The sequence below is a fragment of the Rhizobium quercicola genome (assembly GCF_021168455.1).
Lineage (GTDB): Bacteria > Pseudomonadota > Alphaproteobacteria > Rhizobiales > Rhizobiaceae > Ferranicluibacter > Ferranicluibacter quercicola.
Map to the genome: position 1 here is coordinate 192,560 of NZ_JAJOZR010000007.1, position 21,332 is coordinate 213,891.

The following is a 21,332-nucleotide window of genomic DNA, read 5'->3' on the forward strand; positions in this document are numbered from 1 at the left end:
CGCGATGGAACGACCCGACCTGACACCCGGCCTGCCCGACGACATCGAGGACAAGAAGCTGCGCGCCCGCGCCTGGTTCGAAAACCTGCGCGACACGATCTGCGCGGCGCTGGAGGCCATCGAGACCGATCTGACGGGACCGCTGTCCGACGAGCCTCCCGGCCGGTTCGAGCAGAAGCCCTGGCAGCGCGACGGCGGCGAAGGCGGTGGCGGCGTCATGTCCATGATGGCGGGACGCGTCTTCGAGAAGGTCGGCGTGCACACCTCCACCGTCCACGGCGAATTCTCGCCGGAGTTCCGCGCGCAGATCCCCGGCGCGACGGAGGATCCCCGGTTCTGGGCATCCGGCATTTCGCTGATCGCCCATCCGGTGAACCCCAATGTGCCCGCCGTGCATATGAACACGCGCATGGTGGTGACCACCAGCCAGTGGTTCGGCGGCGGCGCGGACCTCACCCCCGTGCTCGACCGGCGCCGGGTCATGACCGACCCCGATACGATCCTCTTCCACAAGGGCCTCGAAATCGCCTGCGGCCGTCATGCGGTGGCCGACCATGCCCGCTACAAGGCCTGGTGCGACGAGTATTTCTTCCTAAAGCACCGCAACGAGCCGCGCGGCACGGGCGGCATCTTCTACGACTGGCTGCACTCGCCCGACGATCAGGGCGGCTGGGACGCGGACTTCGCCTTCACGCAGGATGTCGGCCGCGCCTTCGCCATGCTCTACCCGAAGATCGTCCGCGCCAATTTCAACACCCCCTGGACGGAGGAGGATCGCGACGAGCAGCTCGTCCGGCGCGGACGCTATGTCGAGTTCAACCTGCTCTACGACCGCGGCACCATCTTCGGCCTGAAGACCGGCGGCAATGTCGAGTCGATCCTCTCCTCGCTGCCGCCGGTCGTGCGCTACCCCTGAGCGCCCGTCGGCGCCACGAGCGCCGGTCGCAACCAATCCACGCCATCGACGTTGTGCTCTCGTGCAGAAGCACGGGATCAGAGGGAGCAATGACGATGGTGTACAAGGAACGGACGTTCTTCGGCACGGACCCGGGCGACGCGGCCGCCAATCAGCCTGCGGATCTGGAAACGCGCGTGGCCGACACGCTGGCGGCGATGCGGGACATCGAGGCGAGCGACGTCAGCGTCGTCTCCCGCGGCAACACCATCGTCCTCTCCGGCTTCATCGGCTCGCCCGAGGAAGCAGACCGCGCCGTGGAAGCGGCCAGGTCCGTCGAGGGCGTGGACGAGGTGGTCAATCAGCTGACGATCCCGGACATGCGGACATGAGGGAAACGTCACGCGCCGACGTCGAAGCAGAGCGGTCCGGCCTCGCATCATCGACAGGCGCCCTGAAACGACAAAGGCTGCAGAGCGATCGCCCTGCAGCCTTTGTCGTTTGAAACAGTGCCGGTCTCAGATCGCCGTCAGCGTCCAGCGTACGATATCGGCCACGACGCGGGCGCCCGCCCCGTCAAGACCCTTGATATAGGCCGGAGCGCCGGTGCCGGAAACGGGCACGGTGGCGCGGAAGGCCTTCTGGGCGCGCACGGTGCCGTTGCGATCATTGACGATCTTGGCGAAGATCTCCACCACCGCAGTCCGCGAGCCCGTCGTGTCCACCTCGAAGGAGCGGATTTCGGTCACGACCTGATAGTCGATGGCGAGCCCCTCGCCCGGCTTGCCGACGCCGCCGACCTTGCCGCTGTTCTCGAAGGCCTGAACCAGCTTCGACTGCACCATGCGCGGCAGGCGGTCGCCCCACTGCGATTTCGCGAGATATTGCAGCTCGGAGCCGGACAGCCGGATGACGATCTGGTCGCTGTCGAGCGCCTTCAGCGCCGTCGGCTCGGGCACGAGGATCTGCTTGGACGTCGCAGCCGGTCCTTCGACGGACGGCACGGATGACAGGCTGTAGGTGTCGTTGCTCGGCTTGCCCGCGCAGGCCGCAAGCGGTGCGGCGACGACGAGAAGAGCCAAAGCCCGGAGGAAACGCGATTTACCAGTACCGTTGACGTCCGGAAACATTCAGCCATGACCCTTATTGATGGGGAGCAATCTAAGCGGCGACTTGAACAAGACAAGAGCGAAACTCCATCGTTGCGCCACCTGTCGCGCGGAAAAGCGTCAAGCTGTGCAGGCATGTCACGCTTCTCGTCCGTTACACCCTGCAGAACGCGTCTTGCGAGCGCGGGATCGGCCATCGAACCCGGCCGGTCCCGCCCTTCGGGCGAATCGCCTTCAGCGTGACCGAGCCTTACCGGCGGGTGCGGCCGTCATACTGCTTCACCGTCTCGCCGCCGAAGAGAAGCCGCTGCGGGTTCTTGTCGAAGGTCGAAATCGTGTTGTCGAGCGACTGCACCGTCCGGCGCGTGTCGTCCACCAGCGCCTCAATATCGCGCAGGCCGGAACTCGTGAAGCGCTTCAGATTGTTGGCGATCGGGCCGATCTGGGCGTTGATGTTGTCGGCGACGCTGCGGAACGAGGCGAGAGTCTGGCGGGCGTCCTGCGAGATGCCGGGTGCATCCGCATCGCCCAGGAACCCGTCGAGCTTGACGAGAATGCCGTCGACGCGGCTGGAGGCGGCGTTCAGCTTGTTGGCCATCTGCGTCACGTCGGTGATCGTCTGGTCGATTTCCGGCTGGCGCTCGCGCACGCTGTCGGCCAGCGACGCGAAGGTCGAGATCGCACGGCGGGCATCGGCACTCGCGACCGAGGCGTCGTTGATCACATTGCCCACCTTCTGCGAATCGACGGCACCGAGCAGCGAATCGACCTTGGCGAGCGTCGTCGTCGCATTCGTGCCGAAGCGCTCGTAGGTCTCGGCGGTCTTGCGGATCGTCGCGATCGTGTCGGACACGCCGGCAGACGCCGCCGTCAGCTCGTCGCTCATGCGTGCGACGTTGGAGACGATGCGGTTCACGTCCTGCGGATTGACGGATTTTACCAGCGCATCGGCCGAGGTCAGTGTCGAATCGAGCTTCTCGGCGGCGCTGTTGATGGAGGTCGACAGCGCGCTCACGCTTTCGAGGAACTGGTCGATCCCCTCGGAATTGTCGGCCAGCGACTTGGAGAAGCGCTCGGCATTGGTGATGGTGCCGGTCAGCGGCCCGCGCACGTCGGAAACGAAGCCCTGAATATCGCCGATCGCGTCATTGGCGCGGTCCATGATCTTGTCGGCGGTGGCCAGCAGGCTCGTCACGCTCGACTGGTCGGCCTGGATCTGCGCCGAGGTGCCCTCGTCCAGCGCCTTGCGCAGAATGCTCGGCTCGCCCTTGTTGCCGCCGCTGAGCTCGATATAGGCCGCACCCGTCAGGCCCTGCACTTCGAGCGTCGCCTTGGTCGAGGTCAGCACCGGCGCGTCGGCCGAGACTTCCGTCACGGCGACCGAGTAGCGCGGATCGTTGGCGTTGATCGCGAGGCTGCGGACGCTGCCGACGGGAATCCCGTTGAAGCGCACCGGCGAGCCGACGCTCAGGCCGTTGGCGGAGCCGGGAATGCTCACGACCAGCTCGACCATCTCGCCGCCGCGTCCGAACTGGGACATCCAGTAGACGAACCCGAAGGCGGCGACGATCACGGCGATGGTGAAGAACCCGACGATCGTGTAGTTGGCTTTGGTTTCCATCTTTGGCGTCTACCCTGTGGCCGCGCGGGCCTGAATTGAAACTGTCTGAAACGGTCGAGGCCGGTCAGCGTGCAGGCCCGCTCTGCGGGTTGCCCTGTCGGCCGGTCTCGTCGCGCCGCGGCGCGTTCGGATCGTGGTGATGTAGGTCCTGGCCGTCGTCGCGCACGATCGAGCGCGCGCGTTTGCCACGGAAATAGGACTGCACCCAGTCGTCGTCGGAGGCGAGCATGTCCTCGATCGTCCCTTCCACCATGACCTTCTTGTTCCCGAGAACGGCAATGCGGTCGCAGACCGAAAACAGGCTGTCGAGGTCGTGAGTCACCATATACACGGTCAGCCCGAGAGTGTCCCGCAGCCGCGCGATCAATTCATCCAACTCGGCGGCACCGATCGGGTCGAGACCCGAGGTCGGCTCGTCGAGGAAGACGAGGTCCGGATCGAGCGCCAGCGCACGCGCCAGCGCCGCGCGCTTGATCATGCCGCCCGAAAGCTCGGAGGGGAACTTGTCGGCCGCTTCCGGCGCAAGGCCCACCAGCTCGATCTTCAGCCGCGCCAGATCGTCCATGATGTCCTGCGGCAGGTCCAGATATTCCCGCATCGGAACCTGGATGTTCTCCTTCACCGTCAGCGAGGAGAACAAGGCACCATGCTGGAACAGCACGCCCAGCCGCGTGTCGAGCTCCACGCGCTCCTCGTCGCTCACCGCGTCATATTCGGCGCCGAGGATCTCGATCTTGCCGGCCCGGCGCGGCAGGAGCCGCAGAACGGTGCGCATCAGCACCGACTTGCCGGTGCCCGAAGGTCCCACGAAGCCGAGGATCTCGCCACGATAGATATCGAGGTTCAGCGCATCCAGCACCACGTTCGAGCCGAAGGCAACCGTCAGGTCCTTGACCGACAGGATGACCTCGCGGTCGCCCTCGCCCTTGGTCGTGGCCCGGTCGGGCGCATCGACGTCATGGGGCGTCGTGTCCTGTGCATCGTCGGCGGTCTGCATCGGTGTCGCCTCCATCAGAAATTGATCGCCGAGTAGAAGATGGCGAAGAGGGCGTCGATGAGGATGACCACGAAGATCGACTTCACCACCGATTGCGTGACGTGCTTGCCGAGCGATTCGGCACTGCCGCCGACCTTCATGCCCTCGACCGAGGCCACGATGCCGATGATCAGCGCCATGAACGGCGCCTTGATCATGCCGGCGAGCACGGAGGAGAAATCGACCGCCTCCTGCAGGCGGGCGAGGAAGGTGTCGAGCGTGATGCCGGAATAGATGTTGACCACCAGGGCGGCACCCGAAAGCGCCGCGAAATTGGCAATGATCGTCAGCAGCGGCAGGGCGATGGTGAGCGCGACGAGGCGCGGGAAGACGAGAATGCCGATCGGGCTCAGGCCCATGACCTTCAGCGCGTCGATCTCCTCGCGCATCTTCATCGAGCCCACTTCGGCCGTGATCGCGCTGCCGGAGCGGCCGGCGATCATGATGGCGGTCAGGAGCACGCCGATTTCACGCAGCTGCAGAATGCCGACGAGATCGACCACGAACAGCTCGGCACCGAAATAGCGCAGCTGGAAGGCGCCCTGCTGCGCGATGATGGCGCCGATCAGGAACGACATCAGGGCGACGATCGGCACGGCCTGCACGCCCATGCGATCGATCTGGTTGACAATGGCGGCAGGCGACAGACCACTGTGGCGGCCGACCTTCAGCTGCGCGCCGCGAACCGCCGAGCCGACGATGTACATCGCGGCCACCATGTCGTCCCACATGGAGAGGACGGCCTTGCCGATCGGCTGGAAGACGCGATCGGCCAGCGTGCGCGCCGGCCCGTTATCGGCCTGCGGCTCGCGCAGTTCGGCCGGCAGGGCCTTCACGAGCTCGAGATAGCCGGCATTGCCGCCATCCAGCGTCACCGCCTCGTCGCCGCCGAGCTTCGTCATGAAGCGGCGGATGATCCAGGCGCCGGCCGTGTCCATGGCGGTGATGTCGGACAGGTCGAACAGCACCTGCGCGCCCTGCGGTCCGCCGGCGGGCTTGGCCATTTCGTCCAGGCGCTTGACCACGGAGGGCAGGCCGGAGGCGCGCCAGTTGCCGCCGAAGCGATAGACCGTGTCCCCCTTCTCGCCGGAATCGTCGCGCTCGACGGTCGCTTCAGTCTTGACGAGGGTTTTGGTCACGCGGCTCTGTGTTCTCTGGGCAAAGGTTGCATCGGTAGCGATCAGCCAACACTCATAGCGACTGCCGTTAACGATGTCACCGACGGAAAAGCCCCCGGAGACAATCGTGACGACAGGCAGTTGACGACCGTGATGTCGATGCCACGTTCCTTAAGGCTGCACTCACCGTGCATCGTTTCGGAAAGGCTATACGCAGATGACAACGCTTGAGATCACCGTCGAGCATTTTCCCATTGCCGGAGAATTCACCATTTCGCGCGGGTCGAAGACCGCGGCCGCCGTCGTTACCTGCCGGCTGCGGGAGGGGGTGACGAGCGGCATCGGCGAATGCGTACCCTATGCCCGTTACGGCGAGACGATCGAGAGCGTGGTGGCCGCGGTCGAGGCCTGCCGTCACGCGATCGAGCGCGGCATCGGCCGGCCGGAACTCGCCCGCATCATGCCGCCGGGTGCCGCCCGCAACGCGGTGGATTGCGCGATGTGGGACCTGGAGGCCAAGAAGAGCGCTCTGCCCGTCTGGCAGCTTGCCGGCCTGCCGCTGCCGCAGCCTCTCGTCACCGCCTACACGATTTCGCTCGCCGACGCCGAGACGATGGCGGCCCGCGCAGCCGAGGCCGCCTTCCGGCCGGTCCTCAAGGTCAAGGTCGGGACTGCCGACGACGCCGCCCGCATCCGCGCCGTCCGACGCGCCGCCCCCGAATCGATCATCATCCTCGATGCCAACGAAGGCTGGACGCCCGAGAACCTGGCAGCACATTTCGCCGTCTGCGCGGACGCCGGTATCGCGCTCATCGAACAGCCGCTGCCGGCCGGCCAGGACGAGATGCTGGCCCGCATCTCCCGGCCGGTCCCCGTCTGTGCGGATGAAAGCGTCCACACCATCGCCGATCTCGATCACCTCGCCGGCCGCTACGACGCCGTCAACATCAAGCTCGACAAGACCGGCGGCCTCACCCACGCCTTCGACATGCGCGACCGCGCGCGCGTGCTCGGCCTCGATGTCATGGTCGGCTGCATGGTCGGCACCTCGCTTGCCATGGCGCCCGCGGCCCTTCTCGCGCAGGGTGCCGCCTTCGTCGACCTCGACGGCCCGCTGCTGCTTGCGCGCGACCGCGAGCCCGGCCTGCGCTACGAGGGCTCGCTGCTCATGCCGCTGACGCCCGAACTCTGGGGCTGAAGTGTCCAGGCGGCGATGATCAGCGCGAAGCCGACGAAGGCGGCGACCGCCATGGACAGGAAGCCATGCACGCCGAACCAGCCATAGAAGATGCCGGAGACGAAGGTGCAGAGCGCCGTGAAGATGCCGGTATAGAAGAAGTAGAGCCCCTGCGCCGCCGTCTCCTGCCGCTCGGCCACGCGACGCACCAGCATGGTCTGCAATCCCGTATGCATGATGGCGTAGGTGAAAGCATGGGAGCACTGCAGCGCGAAATACCCCCAGAATCCGAGATCGAGCGGAAAGACCAGCCAGCGCAGAATGGCGAGCCCCGCGCCCGAGAAAATCATCGCCCAGAGGCTCACCCGCACGAGAATCATCTTGGCGGCGACGAACATGGCGATCTCGGCCGCAACGCCGGCACTCCAGAGCAGCCCCACCTCGGTTCCCGAAAACCCGATGCTCGTCCAGTAGAGCGCCGAAAACGCAAACAGCATGCCGTGGCTGCCATTGACGAGCCCGACGCCCATCAGCAGCATCTGGATGTCGGGCGCGCGCAGCGCCTTCGGCGGCGGCTCGGCGAGCGTCGTCAGCGTGGAGGGACGCCGCGGCGCGCCCACGCGCGGCGCCAGGAACGTGACCGCGACCATGGCGACGAACCCCACGATCATCGCCGGCAGTACCATCACCGCGCCGAAGCGGCCGATCAGCGCGCCGCCGATCATCGTCGCGCAGATGAAGGCGATGGAGCCCCAGAGTCGCATCCGCGCATAATCGAAGCCCCAGCGCCGCACGCCGGTCAGCGCCACCGCCTCGACGATCGGCACATAGGGCGAGTAGACCACCCCCTGCAGCGTGTAGATGGCAAGTACCGCCCAGAACGCATGGGACACGAACAGCCCCAGCGCCCTCAGAAGCGACAGGCCGGCCGACCAGAGCAGCAGCCGCGTCCGCTCGCCCAGCGCATCCGCGATCATGCCAGCAATCGGCGCCGAGAACACCCGCACGAACATGGGGACAGCCAGGATCACCGAAATCTGCGCCGCGTCGAACGACAGCGAGGCCAGCCAGACCGGAAAGAAGGGCAGCGCAAACCCGTTGATGAACAGCGGCGCGCTGAAGAGCAGCGCGATCCGCGCGACGAATCGCGACGGCGGCGCCGGTTCGGCCGGGGGTGGCGAGGACGGAGAATCCATGCGGGATGACCTGATGTCGATCCTGCCGGTTATCATGTTGCGGGCGGGTCGCGCCAGTGCGAACCCGCGCGCGCAACCGGGGAGAGCGCCGTCACCGGCCCGTTGTGCAAAGGTCCCGGCTCAGGCGGCGTGCCGCGCGAGCAGCGCGCCGACCAGAGCCTGCGCCTCGCCGGTGTCGTCGGCCGGCTGCGGCGCGCCCGCGCCCGCCGTCACCGCGTGCACGTTCCCGGCAAGCACGTTCCAGGTGATCAGCTCCATGCGGCCGTCGTCATGCTCGGCAATCGCCGTGCAGCTTTCCACCCAGTCGCCGGAATTCATGTAGCGGATGCCGTCGATCTCCTTGATCACCGCGTGGTGGATATGCCCGCAGACCACGCCGTCCGCCTCGGCTCTGCGTGCTTCCGCGGCCACGACCGTCTGGAACTCGCCGATGAAGTTGACGGCATGCTTGACCTGCTGCTTCGCCCAGGCCGAAAACGACCAGTAGGGCATGCCCAGCCGACGGCGCACGGCGGCAAGGCCGATATTGATGACGATCGCCATGTCGTAGGCCCAGTCGCCGAGATAGGCGAGCAGCCGCGCATTGCGCACCACGACGTCGAACTCGTCCCCGTGCAGCACGAGATAGCGCAGTCCGTCGGCGCTCTCGTGGATATGGCGCGAGGCCACTTCGATGCCGCCGAAATGCGTGCCCGGAAAAGCGCGCAGGAATTCGTCGTGATTGCCGGGAATATAGATGATCCGCGTGCCCTTGCGGGCCTTGCGCAGCAGCTTCTGCACCACGTCGTTGCACGATTGCGGCCAGTACCACGACCTCTTCAGCCGCCATCCGTCGATGATATCGCCGACGAGAATGATCGTGTCGGCATCGTGCAGGCGCAGGAAATCGAGCAGGTAATCGGTCTTCGCCGCCTTGGAGCCGAGATGCACGTCGGAAATGAACAGGGTCCGGAAATGCCGGACGGCAGGCTCGCTCACTCTCTGGTCCATCGGTCCTCTCCGGGTTTCACATGCTTTCACGTTTCAAGTGCTGCCATTCCTGAAAACAGACTCCTGTTTCAGGAGCATGACAACACCACACGTGATTGTGAGAACCCTGCCAAAACCGTGGCCGCGAACTGTACGCACCGGCGAATTCGTGCAAGAAGAACCCCGTTAAGAAAGAGGGTACTGACGCAATGAGCAGCGGCGACGACACCACGACACCGAAGACACCGGCCGGCGGCGACCTTGACGAACAGGCGCTGTTCTTCCACCGGTATCCCCGCCCCGGCAAGCTGGAGATCCAGGCCACGAAGCCGCTCGGCAACCAGCGCGACCTCGCGCTCGCCTATTCCCCGGGCGTGGCCGCGCCCTGTCTCGCCATCCGCGACGACCCGTCCATGGCCGCCGAATACACGGCGCGCGCCAACCTCGTCGCCGTGGTGTCCAACGGCTCGGCCGTGCTCGGCCTCGGCAATATCGGCCCGCTCGCCTCCAAGCCGGTGATGGAGGGCAAGGCCGTCCTCTTCAAGAAATTCGCCGGTATCGATGTGTTCGACATCGAGATCGACGCGCCGGAAATCGCCCGCATGGTCGATGTCGTCTCGGCCCTGGAACCGACCTTCGGCGGCATCAACCTCGAGGACATCAAGGCCCCGGAATGTTTCGAGGTCGAGCGCCAGCTGCGCGAGAAGATGGACATTCCCGTCTTCCACGACGACCAGCACGGCACCGCCATCATCGTCGCCGCCGCCATTCTCAACGGCCTCGAACTCGCCGGCAAGGAAATCGCCAAGGCGAAGATCGTCACCTCCGGCGCCGGCGCGGCAGCGCTCGCCTGCCTCAATCTTCTGGTCGAACTCGGCGCCCGGCGCGAAAACATCTGGGTGCACGATCTCGAAGGCCTCGTTTACGAGGGCCGCGAAGTCCTGATGGACGAGTGGAAGTCGGTCTACGCCCAGAAGAGCGACAACCGGGTGCTGGCCGACAGCATCGCCGATGCCGACGTCTTTCTCGGCCTGTCGGCGGCCGGTGTGCTGAAGCCCGAGCTCCTCGCGCAGATGGCCGAGCGGCCGCTCATCATGGCGCTTGCCAATCCGAACCCGGAAATCATGCCGAATCTCGCGCGTGCGGCGCGGCCGGACGCAATGATCTGCACCGGCCGGTCGGACTTCCCCAATCAGGTCAACAACGTCCTCTGCTTCCCCTACATCTTCCGCGGCGCGCTCGATTGCGGCGCGCGGACGATCAACGAGGAAATGAAGATGGCCGCCGTGCGCGCCATCGCCGGTCTCGCCCGCGAAGAACCGTCGGATGTCGCCGCCCGCGCCTATTCCGAGGAAACGCCGATCTTCGGCCCGGACTATCTCATCCCCTCGCCCTTCGACCAGCGGCTGATCCTGCGCATCGCTCCCGCGGTCGCCAAGGCTGCCGCCGACAGCGGTGTCGCCGCCCGGCCGATCACCGATTTCGATGCCTATCTCGACCAGCTGAACCGCTTCGTGTTCCGCTCCGGCTTCATCATGAAGCCGATCTTCACGCTGGCGAAAGCCGCCGAGAAGAAGCGGGTCATCTTTTCGGAAGGCGAGGACGAGCGCGTGCTGCGCGCCGCCCAGGTGCTGCTGGAGGAAGGCACGGCGCTGCCGATCCTCATCGGCCGTCCGCAGATCATCGAATCGCGGCTGAAGCGCTACGGCCTGCGCATCCGCCCGGACGCCGACTTCGAGGTGATCAATCCGGAAAGCGACCGCCGCTTCAAGGATTACGTCGATCAGTATCTCTCGCTGGTCGGCCGCCTCGGCGTCATCCCGGAAGCGGCCCGCACCATCGTGCGCACCAACTACACCGTCATCGGCGCTCTGGCGCTGAAGCGCGGCGAGGCCGATGCGCTGATCTGCGGTCTGGAAGGCCGCTACAGCCGCCACCTGCGCGATATCGCGCAGATCATCGGCAAGCGGCCGGGCGCGCTCGACTTCTCGGCCATGAGCCTGCTCATCTCCCAGCACGGCGCGACCTTCTTCACCGACACCTTCGTGACCTTCAACCCGACCTCGGAAGAGATCGCCCAGAAGACGATCATGGCGGCCGAAGAGATCAAGCGCTTCGGCATCACGCCGCGTGCCGCCCTCGTCTCCCACTCCAACTTCGGCTCGCGCGAATCGGAAAGCGCCAGCAAGATGCGCCGGGCGATGGAGTTCGTGCGCGAGCTTGCGCCCGACCTGGAAGCGGACGGCGAGATGCACGGCGAATCGGCCATCTCGCAGGTGCTGCGCAAGCGCGTCATGCCAAGCACGACGCTGAACGAGGATGCCAATCTCTTGGTCTTCCCCAATCTGGATGCCGCCAACATCACCTTCGGCGTGGTCAAGAGCATGATCGACGGCCTGCATGTGGGACCGATCCTGCTCGGCGCCGCCCTGCCCGCCCACATCCTGTCGCCTTCGGTCACCTCGCGCGGCGTCGTCAACATGGCGGCCCTGGCCGTCGTGGAAGCGTCGCACCCGGTCTGAAGCCCTCTTGCCGTGCAGGCCGCGCGAATGTGATCGCGCGGCGCGTTGCAGCCGGCGGCAAAGCGGCTATGATAAGGTCTTGATCCGCGCTCCCCGAGGGCGTGGATCGCATCGGTCTCTCCGGGAGACCGGACATCCCCACCGAGGCAGGCGACGTTTGAGTATCCGCAGAGTGTCCATGGCCGCATTGCTCGCGCCGCTCCTGTGCCTGTCCGCGGGTGCCGAAGCCTCTCCGCTGTGCGACAGGCTGTTCGCGCGCCTTGCCGATCTGCCCGAAACCCTGTCGAACGACAGCGGCGATCGCGGCTATGACGACACCCGCCAGCGCAATTTCACGGGCGCCATAACGCGGCAGAATCTGGAGCTGCGCAGTGCGCGCAGCCAGCAGCGGACGCTTGGCTGCAGCACGGACAGCGTCACCGTCATCAACGGCAACAACGAGGAGGCCTGCGCCGACCTCGACAACCGCATCGCCGCCATCAGCGAAGATCTCGCGGAGCTCAAAGCGCGCCGCGCGGAAGAGATTGCCGGATCGGACGATGACGCGGCCCGCCGCCGCGTGCTGGTGGCCCTGCAGGCCAATCGCTGCGAGGCGATCGACAGCGATCTCGTCAGCGCGTCCGTCTCGGGCCCGGATGCATCCGAGCCGCGCCGCTTTCGCAACATCATCGCCGACCTGCCGCCGATCGGCAGCGAAGAAACGAGCCTGAGAGGACCGTCGGACGGCCCTGTCTCCGAGCCGCCGATCTCCGACCTGTCCGTCCCCAACCTCCATCTCCTGACGCAGGACGGCCCGTTGCGCACCATGTGCGTGCGCACCTGCGACGGCTCTTTCTTCCCGATTTCCGCCAATGCGACGCCGGAGGATTTCGAGCGCGACGCGCAGGCCTGCAGCGCCCGCTGCCCGGGTGCCACGACCGAACTCTACTACCATCCGCTGACCGGCGAGACGCAGGACATGATCTCAGCCAGCACCGGCAGCCCCTATACCGATTTGCCCACGGCCTTCGCCTACAAGAGCGGCAGCGCCGCCACCCGCAGCCAGTGCGGCTGCCGGATCCCGTCGCCATCGGCCGCCACGAACCCCGGCTCCGGCTTCTCGACGCTGCCCGCCGATGCGCCCACGCCCCGCATGAGCACCCCGTCCGACAAGGCGGTGGTGACCATCACCACGAAGCCGCAACCTGCGACCGCCGCGCCGACGGCCCCGGAACCTGCCGCCGCGAAGGCGCTCCTTCCGTCCACGGCACCGGTCGAGACACCCTCGCCCGCCGTCAACGAGCGGCCCTACGACCCCAAGGCGAACCGCGTCCGCCAGGTCGGCCCCGCCTTCCTGCCCGCCGAGGAATCCGCCATCGACCTGCGCCACCCCGCAGGCCCGGGCTACCAGCAGCAGCAGACGAACTGAGACGGCCCCTTACGGCGCCGGCGCATAGCGGACGAAGGCGAAGTGTTGTCCGTCCGGGGACCAGTTCGGCACGTTCATCGTGCCCTGCCCGCCGAAGAGTTCGAACAGTTCCCGGGCGTTGCCGCCGTCAGGGTCCATCAGCCGCAGCCGCACTGTCAGGTCGCGCGGATGGTCGAACACGTCGCCGTCATAGGAAATGATGAGGACGCTGCGGCCGTCCGGCGCGGGATGCGGAAACCAGTCGCCATAGGGACTGTCGGTGATGCGTTCCGCCGGCCCGCCCGCAGCCGGCACGCGCCAGATCTGCATGCGGCCAGACCGGCTGGAGTTGAAATAGATCCAGCGCCCGTCGGCCGAATAGTCCGGCCCGTCATTGCGCCCTTCGCCCGCCGTCAGGCGCGTCTCCTCGTCGCCATCGACGGCAATCGTGTAGATATCGAACACCTGGTCGCGAATGCCGCAATAGGTCATCCGCTTGCCGTCCGGCGACCAGCCATGCCAGTAGGAAGGCAGGTTCGGCGTCACCAGCGTCGGCGTGCCGCCGCCGATCGGCAGCGTGTAGATCGCCGATTTCCCGAATTCCGTCTTGTCGCTGATCGCCAGCAGCCTACCGTCCGGCGAGACGCCGTGATCGTTGTTGAGCGTGCCGGCAAAGCCCGTGTCGATCGCCTCCGGCGCGCCGCCACCAAGAGCGAGGCGCCAGAGCCGGCCGTCGCCATTGAGGATCAGCCCGTCGCCGCCGGGCGCGAAATTCGGCGCCTCCACCAGCCTGTCCGTCTGCCAGACCACCCGCGTCTCGCCCGTTGCCACGGTGAATATCTCGACCGAACTGCGCATGCCGTCTCCTCCGCGCGGGAATGCAACACCCCGCCGAAAACCATGAAATCACAGGCCTTGTGCGTGGGAAAGCACATTCATCCCCTGTTCAACATGACAGCGGTATGACAGTCATGCGAAGAATTGGTGAAGGGAGCCGGCCATGGCGAGTTTTCAGTCTGCCGTGAACGTAAGACCCTCCGTGGACGTCTATGGACCGACAGCGGCACAGAACGCACGTCCTTCGAAGATCCTGTCCAACATTCGCAGCATCGTCGTGTCGTTTCTGCTGGCGGTCTCGCTGATCTTCCTCGTGGAATGGATCGCCCGGAATTCGGCCGCAGAAGCCTACGCCTTCTTCCTCGATCCTGCCCGCCCGGCCTTCGTCACAGCCTTCGTGTTCTTTCTGCTCTTCCTCGCCGTCGATGCGATCGTCGGCCGCGCGGAATACGGTCTGGTCCTCATCGCCCCCCTGGCGCTGGTCCCGGCGCTCGTCACGCGCCAGAAGCAGATCTTCCTCTCCGATCCGCTCTACCCCACCGACTTCCTGTTCGGCCGCCAGATCCTGGAGCTGATGCCTGTTCTGGTGCGCGATCGCCCGGGCACCGCGATCTGTATCGCCGTCGGCCTCGTGCTGTCGCTGGCCGGCCTCACCTGGCTCGTCCGCCATGCCTGGCGCCGATTCCCGCGCCTCACGCGCCGCCAGCGCATCGCGCGCCTTGCGGTCGCGCTGCCGCTTCTCGGCGGCTTCTACCATCTCATGGACTACAACCAGTTCTCTTGGGTGCGCGACCGGCTGCAGATCATCCCCATCATGTGGGACCAGACCGAGAACTACCGCCACAACGGCTTCACGCTGGCTTTCGTGCTGAACCTGCCGATGGCGAACGTCGCCGCACCGCCCGGCTACATGGCCAATGCCATCGACGCGATCCCGACGGAGCCGGTGCCCGCAGGCACGTCGCATCGCGGCAAGCCCGACGTCATCGTCCTCATGAGCGAGTCCTTCTGGGATCCGACCCGCCTGCCGAACGTCAAGCTGTCCCCGGACCCGATGCCGACGATTCGCGAAATGCAGTCGGGCGACGTCTTCTCGCCGGAGTTCGGCGGCATGACGGCCAATGTCGAGTTCGAGGCGCTGACCGGCTTCTCGAACGCCTTCCTGCCCTATGGCAGCATTCCCTACCAGCAGTACATCCGCAATCCGATCCCCTCCCTCGCCACCTTCTTCCGCGGCGAAGGCTATGTCGCGCGCGCCGTCCACCCGTTCCAGGGCTGGTTCTGGAATCGCAGCGCCGTCTACAAGTCCTTCGGCTTCGAGCAGTTCCGCTCGGAGGAAAACCTGCCGCCCATGGAAAAGCGCGGCATCTTCGCCTCCGACGAATCCCTGACCAAGGAGATCATGCGCCAGGCCGACGAGCTGCGCGATCCGTTCTTCTTCTTCACGGTGACGCTGCAGGGTCACGGGCCCTACGAGGCCAACCGCTACGCGCGCAACACCATCAAGGTCGAAGGCGACCTGCCGGAGAACGACCGGCAGGTGCTGGAAACCTATGCGCAGGGCGTCAAGGAAGCCGACGACAGCCTGAAGATGCTGATGGACTGGGCCAAGGAGCGCGACCGCGAGACGATCATCGTGCTCTTCGGCGACCACCTGCCGCCGCTGAACACCGTCTACACCTCCACCGGCTACATGCCCGACGTCACCGCATCGCGCAAAGGCACGGTCGAGCAGATGGCGGCGAGCCACGAGACGCCGCTGGTCATCTGGTCGAACAAATCAGGCCCGGTCAAGGACATCGGCACCATCAGCCCGGCCTTCCTCTCCTACCAGATCCTGAAGACCGGCGGCTTCGAACACCCGTACTACACCGCCTTTCTCGGCGATGTCTTCAACCGTTACCACGTCGTCGACCGCTACATGCTGGTCGACGCCGCCGGAAAGGACACCGAGGCCTGGTCCCGCAACAAGAAGATCCCCGCCGTGCTGCGCGACTACCGCTTCCTCCAGCACGACATGATGTTCGGCAAGCGCTACGGGACCGACCGCTTCTTCGAGACTCACGCCGAGCTCTTCCCGCAGCCCGCGATGTGATCGGTAGCCCTTCGGAACCGCCTTGCGAACAGACGTTCGGAACGCCATGCGTCTGAAAGACGAAAGGGGCGCGGACATCGTCCGCACCCCTTTCCTCCCGTCCGCTCTCGCCAGACCTTACGCCGCGCGGCGGGCACCGGCGTCGTAACCCTGCTCCAGACGGAAGCGGGCGAGGAGCTGTTGCAGCTGGCGGCTCTGGTCGGCGAGGGTCTCGCTGGCAGCGGTCGTCTCTTCCACCATGGCGGCGTTCTTCTGCGTCATCTGGTCCATGTGGTTGACCGAGGTGTTGATTTCGCCCAGCGCCGTCGCCTGCTCGCGCGAGGCGGTGGCGATGCTTTCCACATGACCATTGACCTGGTTGACCAGCTTCTCGATCTCCAGCAGCGCCGTGCCGGTGGAGCGCACCAGCGTCACACCGCCTTCCACTTCCGCGGCCGAGGCGCTGATCAGCGTCTTGATCTCCTTGGCGGCATTGGCCGAGCGCTGGGCGAGTTCGCGGACTTCCTGCGCGACGACGGCAAAGCCGCGACCGGCTTCCCCGGCCCGCGCCGCTTCGACGCCGGCATTCAACGCGAGAAGGTTGGTCTGGAAGGCGATCTCGTCGATCACGCCGATGATCTGCCCGATGCGGCTCGAGGAGTCCTCGATCCGGCCCATGGCATCGACCGCGCTGCGCACGATGGCGCCCGACCGTTCGGCACTGGCCTTCGTCTCGCGCACCATGTCCTGCGCTTCGTTTGCCCGCGTGGAGGCGGTGCGGACCGTGGCGGTGATCTCGTCGAGGGCCGCCGCCGTCTCTTCCAGCGCCGCGGCCTGCTGCTCGGTGCGCTTCGACAGGTCGTTCGCCGCCCCGCTCAGCTCCGCCGAGCTTTCCGAGATCGTCGAGCCCGCGCCGCGCACGCTCTCCATGGTGGAGCGCAGCGTGACCATCGTCGCATTGACATTGGCCTGCAGTTCGCCGAACGCGCCCTGGAAGCGGCCGTTCATGCTCTGCGTCAGGTCCGCCTGCGACAGCGCCTCGATGACGCGGCGCAGTTCGGCGATCGCCTGATCCACGCTGCCGACCAGTTCATTGACGCTGGCGGCGAAGCGGTTGAGGTCGGGCGATCCGTAATCGCGATCGATGCGCGCCGTGAAGTCGCCGGCGACGGCCGCGGCGACGACGGAGGCGATGCTCGACTGCAGGTCGCTGCTGCTTGCCTGCAGGGCCGCCTCCTGCGCCTTCATGTCCCGCATGGCGATGGCGTTGCGGCGGAAGACGTCGAGCGCCCGCGCCATCTCGCCGATCTCGTCGCGGCGTGTGGTGTCCATCGTGCCGACCTCCAGCCGTCCCTCGGACAGCGCGCGCATGACACCGGTCATCTCGCGAACCGGCGCGACGATGCCGCGGCGGGCGACGAGCAGGCTGACGAAGCCGCCAAGCGCGATGGCGGCGATGGCCGCGCCGATCTCGACGGCCATGGCCATCGACGAGCTCTGCAGGGCCTCCGCCCGGGCGGCCGCCAGTGCATCGCCGGAATAGGTGCTGTAGACCTTGACCGCGGCGGTCACCGCCTTCTGCGCGTCGAGCGCGAGCCCGAGCGGCGCCGTCATCGCGGCGGTATCGGCGCCGGGCTTGGCCGCGGCGTCCACCATCGCGTTGATCGTCACGAAATAGGCCTGAAGCTTCTCCTCGATCGTCTTCAGCTGCGCCTGTTGCGTCGCGTCGGCCGCGGCCGCGATCTTCGGCAGGCGTGCCAGCATCTCGCCCTGCCGCCGCGCCGCCTCGGTGCGGACATCCGCCGCCTTGGCCGGTTCCGCTGCCAGCTGATAGGTCATGCGGCTGATGGAGATCACGTCCACGCGCAGATCCATCGCCTCGCGGGCGACCTCCTCGCGGGCGCCGACGGAAACCATGGTTTCCTCCAGCGCGCCGATGCCCCGTATGCCGACCGCCGCGATGGCGGCGGAGGAGAGGCCCATCACGAGGACGACCAGCCCGACCTTTTTCAGGATGGAAAGATTTTGAAATGACATGCGGAAAACTCCGGTGAAGCGCATCACCGCGCAAGGACAGTTGGGGAGCGGGAGGACGTAATGTCCGTCAGGGCGCAGTCGCAGGATCCGGCACATCGCGCGGTTTCATTTTTAGCGCGAAAACGGATAACTAAGATTTAACTTACTTTGCTCATTCGCCCCGTTTCGCACCCTGCCGCGCGACGACACAGTTTCGCCGAAAACAGGGCGGCATCGCTCTCACAGACCGTCTCAGGACCCCGGAGCCCGCATGTCCACCATCGAAGATATCTCGCATCGCCTGTTCAACAAGCCGGCGGCCGCCCTCGGTGCGGTGGAGCGCCGCGTGATCGGGCGAGCGCATGCGCGCCAGACGCTGTCGGAGGACGTCAATGCCAGCTTCGTCGCCAGCCAGAGCTTTGGCGACCGCCTCGCCGACCAGATCGCCCGCGTCGGCGGCTCCTGGGCCTTCATCATCAGCTTTCTCGTCTTCCTCGCCGCCTGGGCGCTGGTCAACACCGTGCTCCTCACCCAGAGCCAAGCCTTCGATCCCTACCCCTTCATCTTCCTCAATCTCGTCCTCTCCATGGTCGCCGCCCTGCAGGCGCCGGTCATCATGATGTCGCAGAACCGGGAGGCCGCCAAGGACCGGTTGAACGCGTCGAAGGACTACGAGGTGAACCTCAAGTCGGAAATCGAACTGATCTCCCTGCACCACAAGATCGACGACGTCCTCCTCAAGGAGATCGCCACGCTGCAGGCCAATATCGCCCGCCTCCACGACCGTCTCGAAGCCTATGAGAACACGCGGCGCTGAACCGCGCCCACCCGAGGCGCCGCGCGATCCGCCGGAGCCGCGGACAGAAAAAGGGCCGAAGATCGCTCTCCGGCCCTTGTCGGTGTCACCCGTGGTGCGACGGCGGCTTATGCCCAGCCGTTGACCAGCATCCGCTTCTCGTCGCGTCCGCCCTTCATCCGCTCGGCGAGCAGGAAGGCCAGTTCCAGCGCCTGGTCGGCGTTGAGACGCGGGTCGCAATGCGTGTGGTAGCGGTCGCCGAGATCGGCGCCTGAAAGCGCGCGGGCGCCGCCCGTGCATTCCGTCACGTCGTTGCCGGTCATCTCGATGTGGATGCCACCCGGATGCGTGCCTTCGGCGCGATGGATCTGGAAGAAGCTCTCCACCTCGCTCAGGATCCGCTCGAACGGCCGCGTCTTGTAGCTGTTGAGCGTGATCGTGTTGCCATGCATCGGATCGCAGGACCAGACGACCTTCTTGCCTTCCCGCTGCACGGCGCGGATGAGGCGCGGCAGGTGCTCGGCGACCTTGTCGTGGCCGAAGCGGCAGATCAGCGTCAGACGGCCCGCCTCGTTCGCCGGGTTGAGAATGTTGATCAGCTCGATCAGCCCGTCGGCCGTCATCGACGGGCCGCACTTCAGCCCGATCGGGTTCTTGATGCCGCGGCAGTATTCGACATGCGCATGGTCCGGCTGGCGCGTGCGGTCGCCGATCCAGATCATGTGGCCCGAGGTCGCATACCAGTCGCCCGAGGTCGAATCGACGCGGGTCAGTGCCTGCTCGTAGCCGAGCAGCAGCGCCTCGTGGCTGGTGAAGAAATCGGTCTCGCGCAGCGACGGGTTGGTCTCCGGTGTGATGCCGATGGCCTTCATGAAGTCCATCGTTTCGGAAATCCGGTCGGCGAGCTTGCGGTAGCGCTCGGCCTGCGGGCTGTCCTTGACGAAGCCGAGCATCCACTGGTGCACATTGTCGAGATTGGCATAGCCGCCCATCGCGAAAGCGCGCAGCAGGTTCAGCGTCGCGGCCGACTGGCGGTAGGCCATGATCTGGCGTTCCGGGTTCGGAATGCGCGACTCAGGCGTGAAATCGATGCCGTTGATGATGTCGCCGCGATAGCTGGCCAGTTCGATATCGCCCTGTCGCTCGACGTTGGACGAGCGGGGCTTGGCGAACTGGCCGGCAATGCGGCCGACCTTGACGACCGGCTGCTGGGCGCCGAACGTCAGCACCACGGCCATCTGCAGGAAGGCGCGGAAGAAGTCGCGGATCGTGTCCGCGCCGTGCTCGGCGAAGCTTTCCGCGCAGTCGCCGCCCTGCAACAGGAAGCCGCGGCCTTCCGACACATTGGCAAGCGCCTTCTTCAGGTTGCGCGCCTCGCCGGCAAAGACCAGCGGCGGATAGGTCGCAAGCTGCGCCTCCGTTGCCGCCAGGGCGGCTGCATCCGGGAAGTCGGGAACCTGGCTGATCGGCTTCTGCCGCCAGCTGGTCGGTGTCCAGTTCTGTGCCATCTCGATCGCCTTTCACGATCCCGCCTCGTCCGGCGGGCCTCGTCGCATGGGCGCCTCCTCCGGCGCCCTCTTCGATGCGGGCTTATAGACGTTAAGATGCCACTTGCAAAGCCCGTCGCCGCCGCCGTCGGACGCGGTCGCCCGGGCCCTGGTCCGGCCTTGGCAAGACCTGTGCCGCTCAGGCGGGCGCCATCGCACCGTGCCCGGAAAACAGGCCTGCCGTGGCTTTGAGCAGCGCCGCCAGCCGCCCGATCACCAGCCGCACCTCGGGCCGGTGCCGCTCGTCGTCGTGGCTGACGATATGGAGCGCATGATCGAGCGCTGCGACGGGTTCGCCGATCCGCTCGAGCCCTGGGTCGGCGTCCCCGACAAAGACCGGCAACAGGCTGCGCCCCGCCCCGTTGCGCACCAGCCGGTGGAGAAGGTCGAAGCTCGTCGTCCAGGTGTGGATCTCGGCCTCGTGGTTTTCGAACACCCAGCGCTCCGGCGCCAGCCGCGCCGTATCCGTGGACATCGAAATCCATCGCGCCGTCGTCTCCACCGGCGCCTGCCGCGCGGCATAGACGGCGTAGCGCATGCCGATCGACCGCAGGGCCGCGACATTGCCGCCAACCGGCGCGTTTGGAAGCAGGCTCACATCCACGCCGCGAAAGGCCAGCGCCTCTGTCGTGCCCCGGCAGCAGAGCCGGAAACGATCCGACGGTGCCCGCAGCACATCGATATGGTCGGCCATGAACCCGGCCATCCAGCTGTCGCCGGCGAGCGTCACGATCGGAAACTCGAACCGCCAGCCGGCGATGCCACCGGCTGCCGCCTGCATGGCGCGCACATGGTCGAGCAGGATCTCGCCGTCATGCGCGAGCCGGTAGCCCTGCTGGCTGCGCTCGAACAGCGACCGGCCGAGCGACTTTTCCAGCGCCAGCATCCGCCGCCCGATCGTCGGCGCGCTGAGGCCCGTGCGCGCCGCTGCGGCGCTGAGGCCACCCGCCATCGCCACATGCAGGAAGAGTTGAAGGTCGTCCCAGGCCGTCTCGTCCATCCATGGTCCCCGTTGCCGGCGTCCCGCCTCGC

At 66.3% G+C, this 21,332-nt stretch carries 17 protein-coding genes; 7 read left to right on the forward strand and 10 right to left on the reverse strand.

The genetic code is table 11. The features are described 5' to 3' along the window. Nucleotides 1-4 precede the first annotated feature (4 nt). Both hemF and LRX75_RS12575 read left to right on the forward strand, forming a co-directional pair. Nucleotides 5-916, forward strand: a complete 912-nt coding sequence (hemF, locus tag LRX75_RS12570; protein WP_231814807.1) for an oxygen-dependent coproporphyrinogen oxidase — start codon at nt 5-7, stop codon at nt 914-916. Between the two features lie 89 nt (nt 917-1,005). Further along, nucleotides 1,006-1,287: a BON domain-containing protein gene (locus LRX75_RS12575; RefSeq protein WP_231814809.1), complete on the forward strand. Its 282-nt coding sequence runs from the start codon at nt 1,006-1,008 to the stop codon at nt 1,285-1,287. A gap of 126 nt (nt 1,288-1,413) precedes the next feature. On the opposite strand, the gene LRX75_RS12580 is transcribed toward LRX75_RS12575, so the two are convergent. The 4 genes from LRX75_RS12580 to LRX75_RS12595 form a co-directional block, all read right to left on the reverse strand. Next, nucleotides 1,414-2,025 carry an ABC-type transport auxiliary lipoprotein family protein gene (locus tag LRX75_RS12580; RefSeq protein ID WP_113148580.1) on the reverse strand — a complete coding sequence of 204 codons (612 nt, stop codon included), beginning with the start codon at nt 2,023-2,025 and terminating at the stop codon, nt 1,414-1,416. Nucleotides 2,026-2,254: 229 nt separating this feature from the next. Continuing rightward, nucleotides 2,255-3,625: an MlaD family protein gene (locus LRX75_RS12585; protein WP_113148579.1), complete on the reverse strand. Its 1,371-nt coding sequence runs from the start codon at nt 3,623-3,625 to the stop codon at nt 2,255-2,257. A 64-nt stretch (nt 3,626-3,689) separates the two neighbouring features. Continuing rightward, a complete protein-coding gene (locus LRX75_RS12590) occupies nt 3,690-4,622 on the reverse strand; it encodes an ABC transporter ATP-binding protein (protein WP_269456181.1) in 933 nt (310 codons plus the stop codon). A 14-nt stretch (nt 4,623-4,636) separates the two neighbouring features. Beyond that, a complete protein-coding gene (locus tag LRX75_RS12595) occupies nt 4,637-5,800 on the reverse strand; it encodes an MlaE family ABC transporter permease (protein WP_420851192.1) in 1,164 nt (387 codons plus the stop codon). A gap of 196 nt (nt 5,801-5,996) precedes the next feature. Here LRX75_RS12595 and dgcA point away from each other — a divergent pair, with 196 nt between their 5' ends. Beyond that, nucleotides 5,997-6,977 (forward strand): N-acetyl-D-Glu racemase DgcA, encoded by a 981-nt coding sequence (gene dgcA / locus LRX75_RS12600; protein ID WP_231814845.1) that lies wholly within the window; start codon nt 5,997-5,999, stop codon nt 6,975-6,977. On the opposite strand, the gene LRX75_RS12605 is transcribed toward dgcA, so the two are convergent. Further along, nucleotides 6,929-8,152: an MFS transporter gene (locus LRX75_RS12605; RefSeq protein WP_231814847.1), complete on the reverse strand. Its 1,224-nt coding sequence runs from the start codon at nt 8,150-8,152 to the stop codon at nt 6,929-6,931. The genes dgcA and LRX75_RS12605 overlap by 49 nt on opposite strands. Nucleotides 8,153-8,272: 120 nt before the next feature. After that, a complete protein-coding gene (locus LRX75_RS12610; RefSeq protein ID WP_231814849.1) occupies nt 8,273-9,142 on the reverse strand; it encodes a UDP-2,3-diacylglucosamine diphosphatase in 870 nt (289 codons plus the stop codon). Nucleotides 9,143-9,330: 188 nt separating this feature from the next. On the opposite strand from LRX75_RS12610, the gene LRX75_RS12615 reads away from it, so the two are divergent. Together LRX75_RS12615 and LRX75_RS12620 are read left to right on the forward strand one after the other, a co-directional pair. Beyond that, nucleotides 9,331-11,643, forward strand: coding sequence for an NADP-dependent malic enzyme (locus LRX75_RS12615; protein WP_231814851.1), 2,313 nt, complete (start codon nt 9,331-9,333; stop codon nt 11,641-11,643). A 178-nt stretch (nt 11,644-11,821) separates the two neighbouring features. Then, nucleotides 11,822-13,051: a DUF2865 domain-containing protein gene (locus LRX75_RS12620; protein WP_231814853.1), complete on the forward strand. Its 1,230-nt coding sequence runs from the start codon at nt 11,822-11,824 to the stop codon at nt 13,049-13,051. A gap of 9 nt (nt 13,052-13,060) precedes the next feature. Here LRX75_RS12620 and LRX75_RS12625 read toward each other — a convergent pair whose 3' ends face one another. Continuing rightward, nucleotides 13,061-13,888, reverse strand: a complete 828-nt coding sequence (locus LRX75_RS12625) for a TolB family protein (RefSeq protein WP_231814855.1) — start codon at nt 13,886-13,888, stop codon at nt 13,061-13,063. A gap of 142 nt (nt 13,889-14,030) precedes the next feature. On the opposite strand from LRX75_RS12625, the gene LRX75_RS12630 reads away from it, so the two are divergent. After that, nucleotides 14,031-15,962: an LTA synthase family protein gene (locus LRX75_RS12630; protein ID WP_231814857.1), complete on the forward strand. Its 1,932-nt coding sequence runs from the start codon at nt 14,031-14,033 to the stop codon at nt 15,960-15,962. A 117-nt stretch (nt 15,963-16,079) separates the two neighbouring features. Here LRX75_RS12630 and LRX75_RS12635 read toward each other — a convergent pair whose 3' ends face one another. After that, entirely contained in the window at nt 16,080-17,978 is a 1,899-nt protein-coding gene (locus tag LRX75_RS12635) for a methyl-accepting chemotaxis protein (protein WP_231814858.1), read from the reverse strand. A gap of 250 nt (nt 17,979-18,228) precedes the next feature. Here LRX75_RS12635 and LRX75_RS12640 point away from each other — a divergent pair, with 250 nt between their 5' ends. Beyond that, nucleotides 18,229-18,774: a DUF1003 domain-containing protein gene (locus tag LRX75_RS12640; RefSeq protein WP_231814859.1), complete on the forward strand. Its 546-nt coding sequence runs from the start codon at nt 18,229-18,231 to the stop codon at nt 18,772-18,774. 107 nt (nt 18,775-18,881) lie between these two features. Here the strand turns inward: LRX75_RS12640 and LRX75_RS12645 are convergent, their stop codons facing one another. Then, nucleotides 18,882-20,261 carry a class II 3-deoxy-7-phosphoheptulonate synthase gene (locus LRX75_RS12645; RefSeq protein WP_113148569.1) on the reverse strand — a complete coding sequence of 460 codons (1,380 nt, stop codon included), beginning with the start codon at nt 20,259-20,261 and terminating at the stop codon, nt 18,882-18,884. A gap of 178 nt (nt 20,262-20,439) precedes the next feature. After that, nucleotides 20,440-21,300 carry a LysR family transcriptional regulator gene (locus tag LRX75_RS12650; RefSeq protein ID WP_231814861.1) on the reverse strand — a complete coding sequence of 287 codons (861 nt, stop codon included), beginning with the start codon at nt 21,298-21,300 and terminating at the stop codon, nt 20,440-20,442. Between the last annotated feature and the right edge of the window lie 32 nt (nt 21,301-21,332).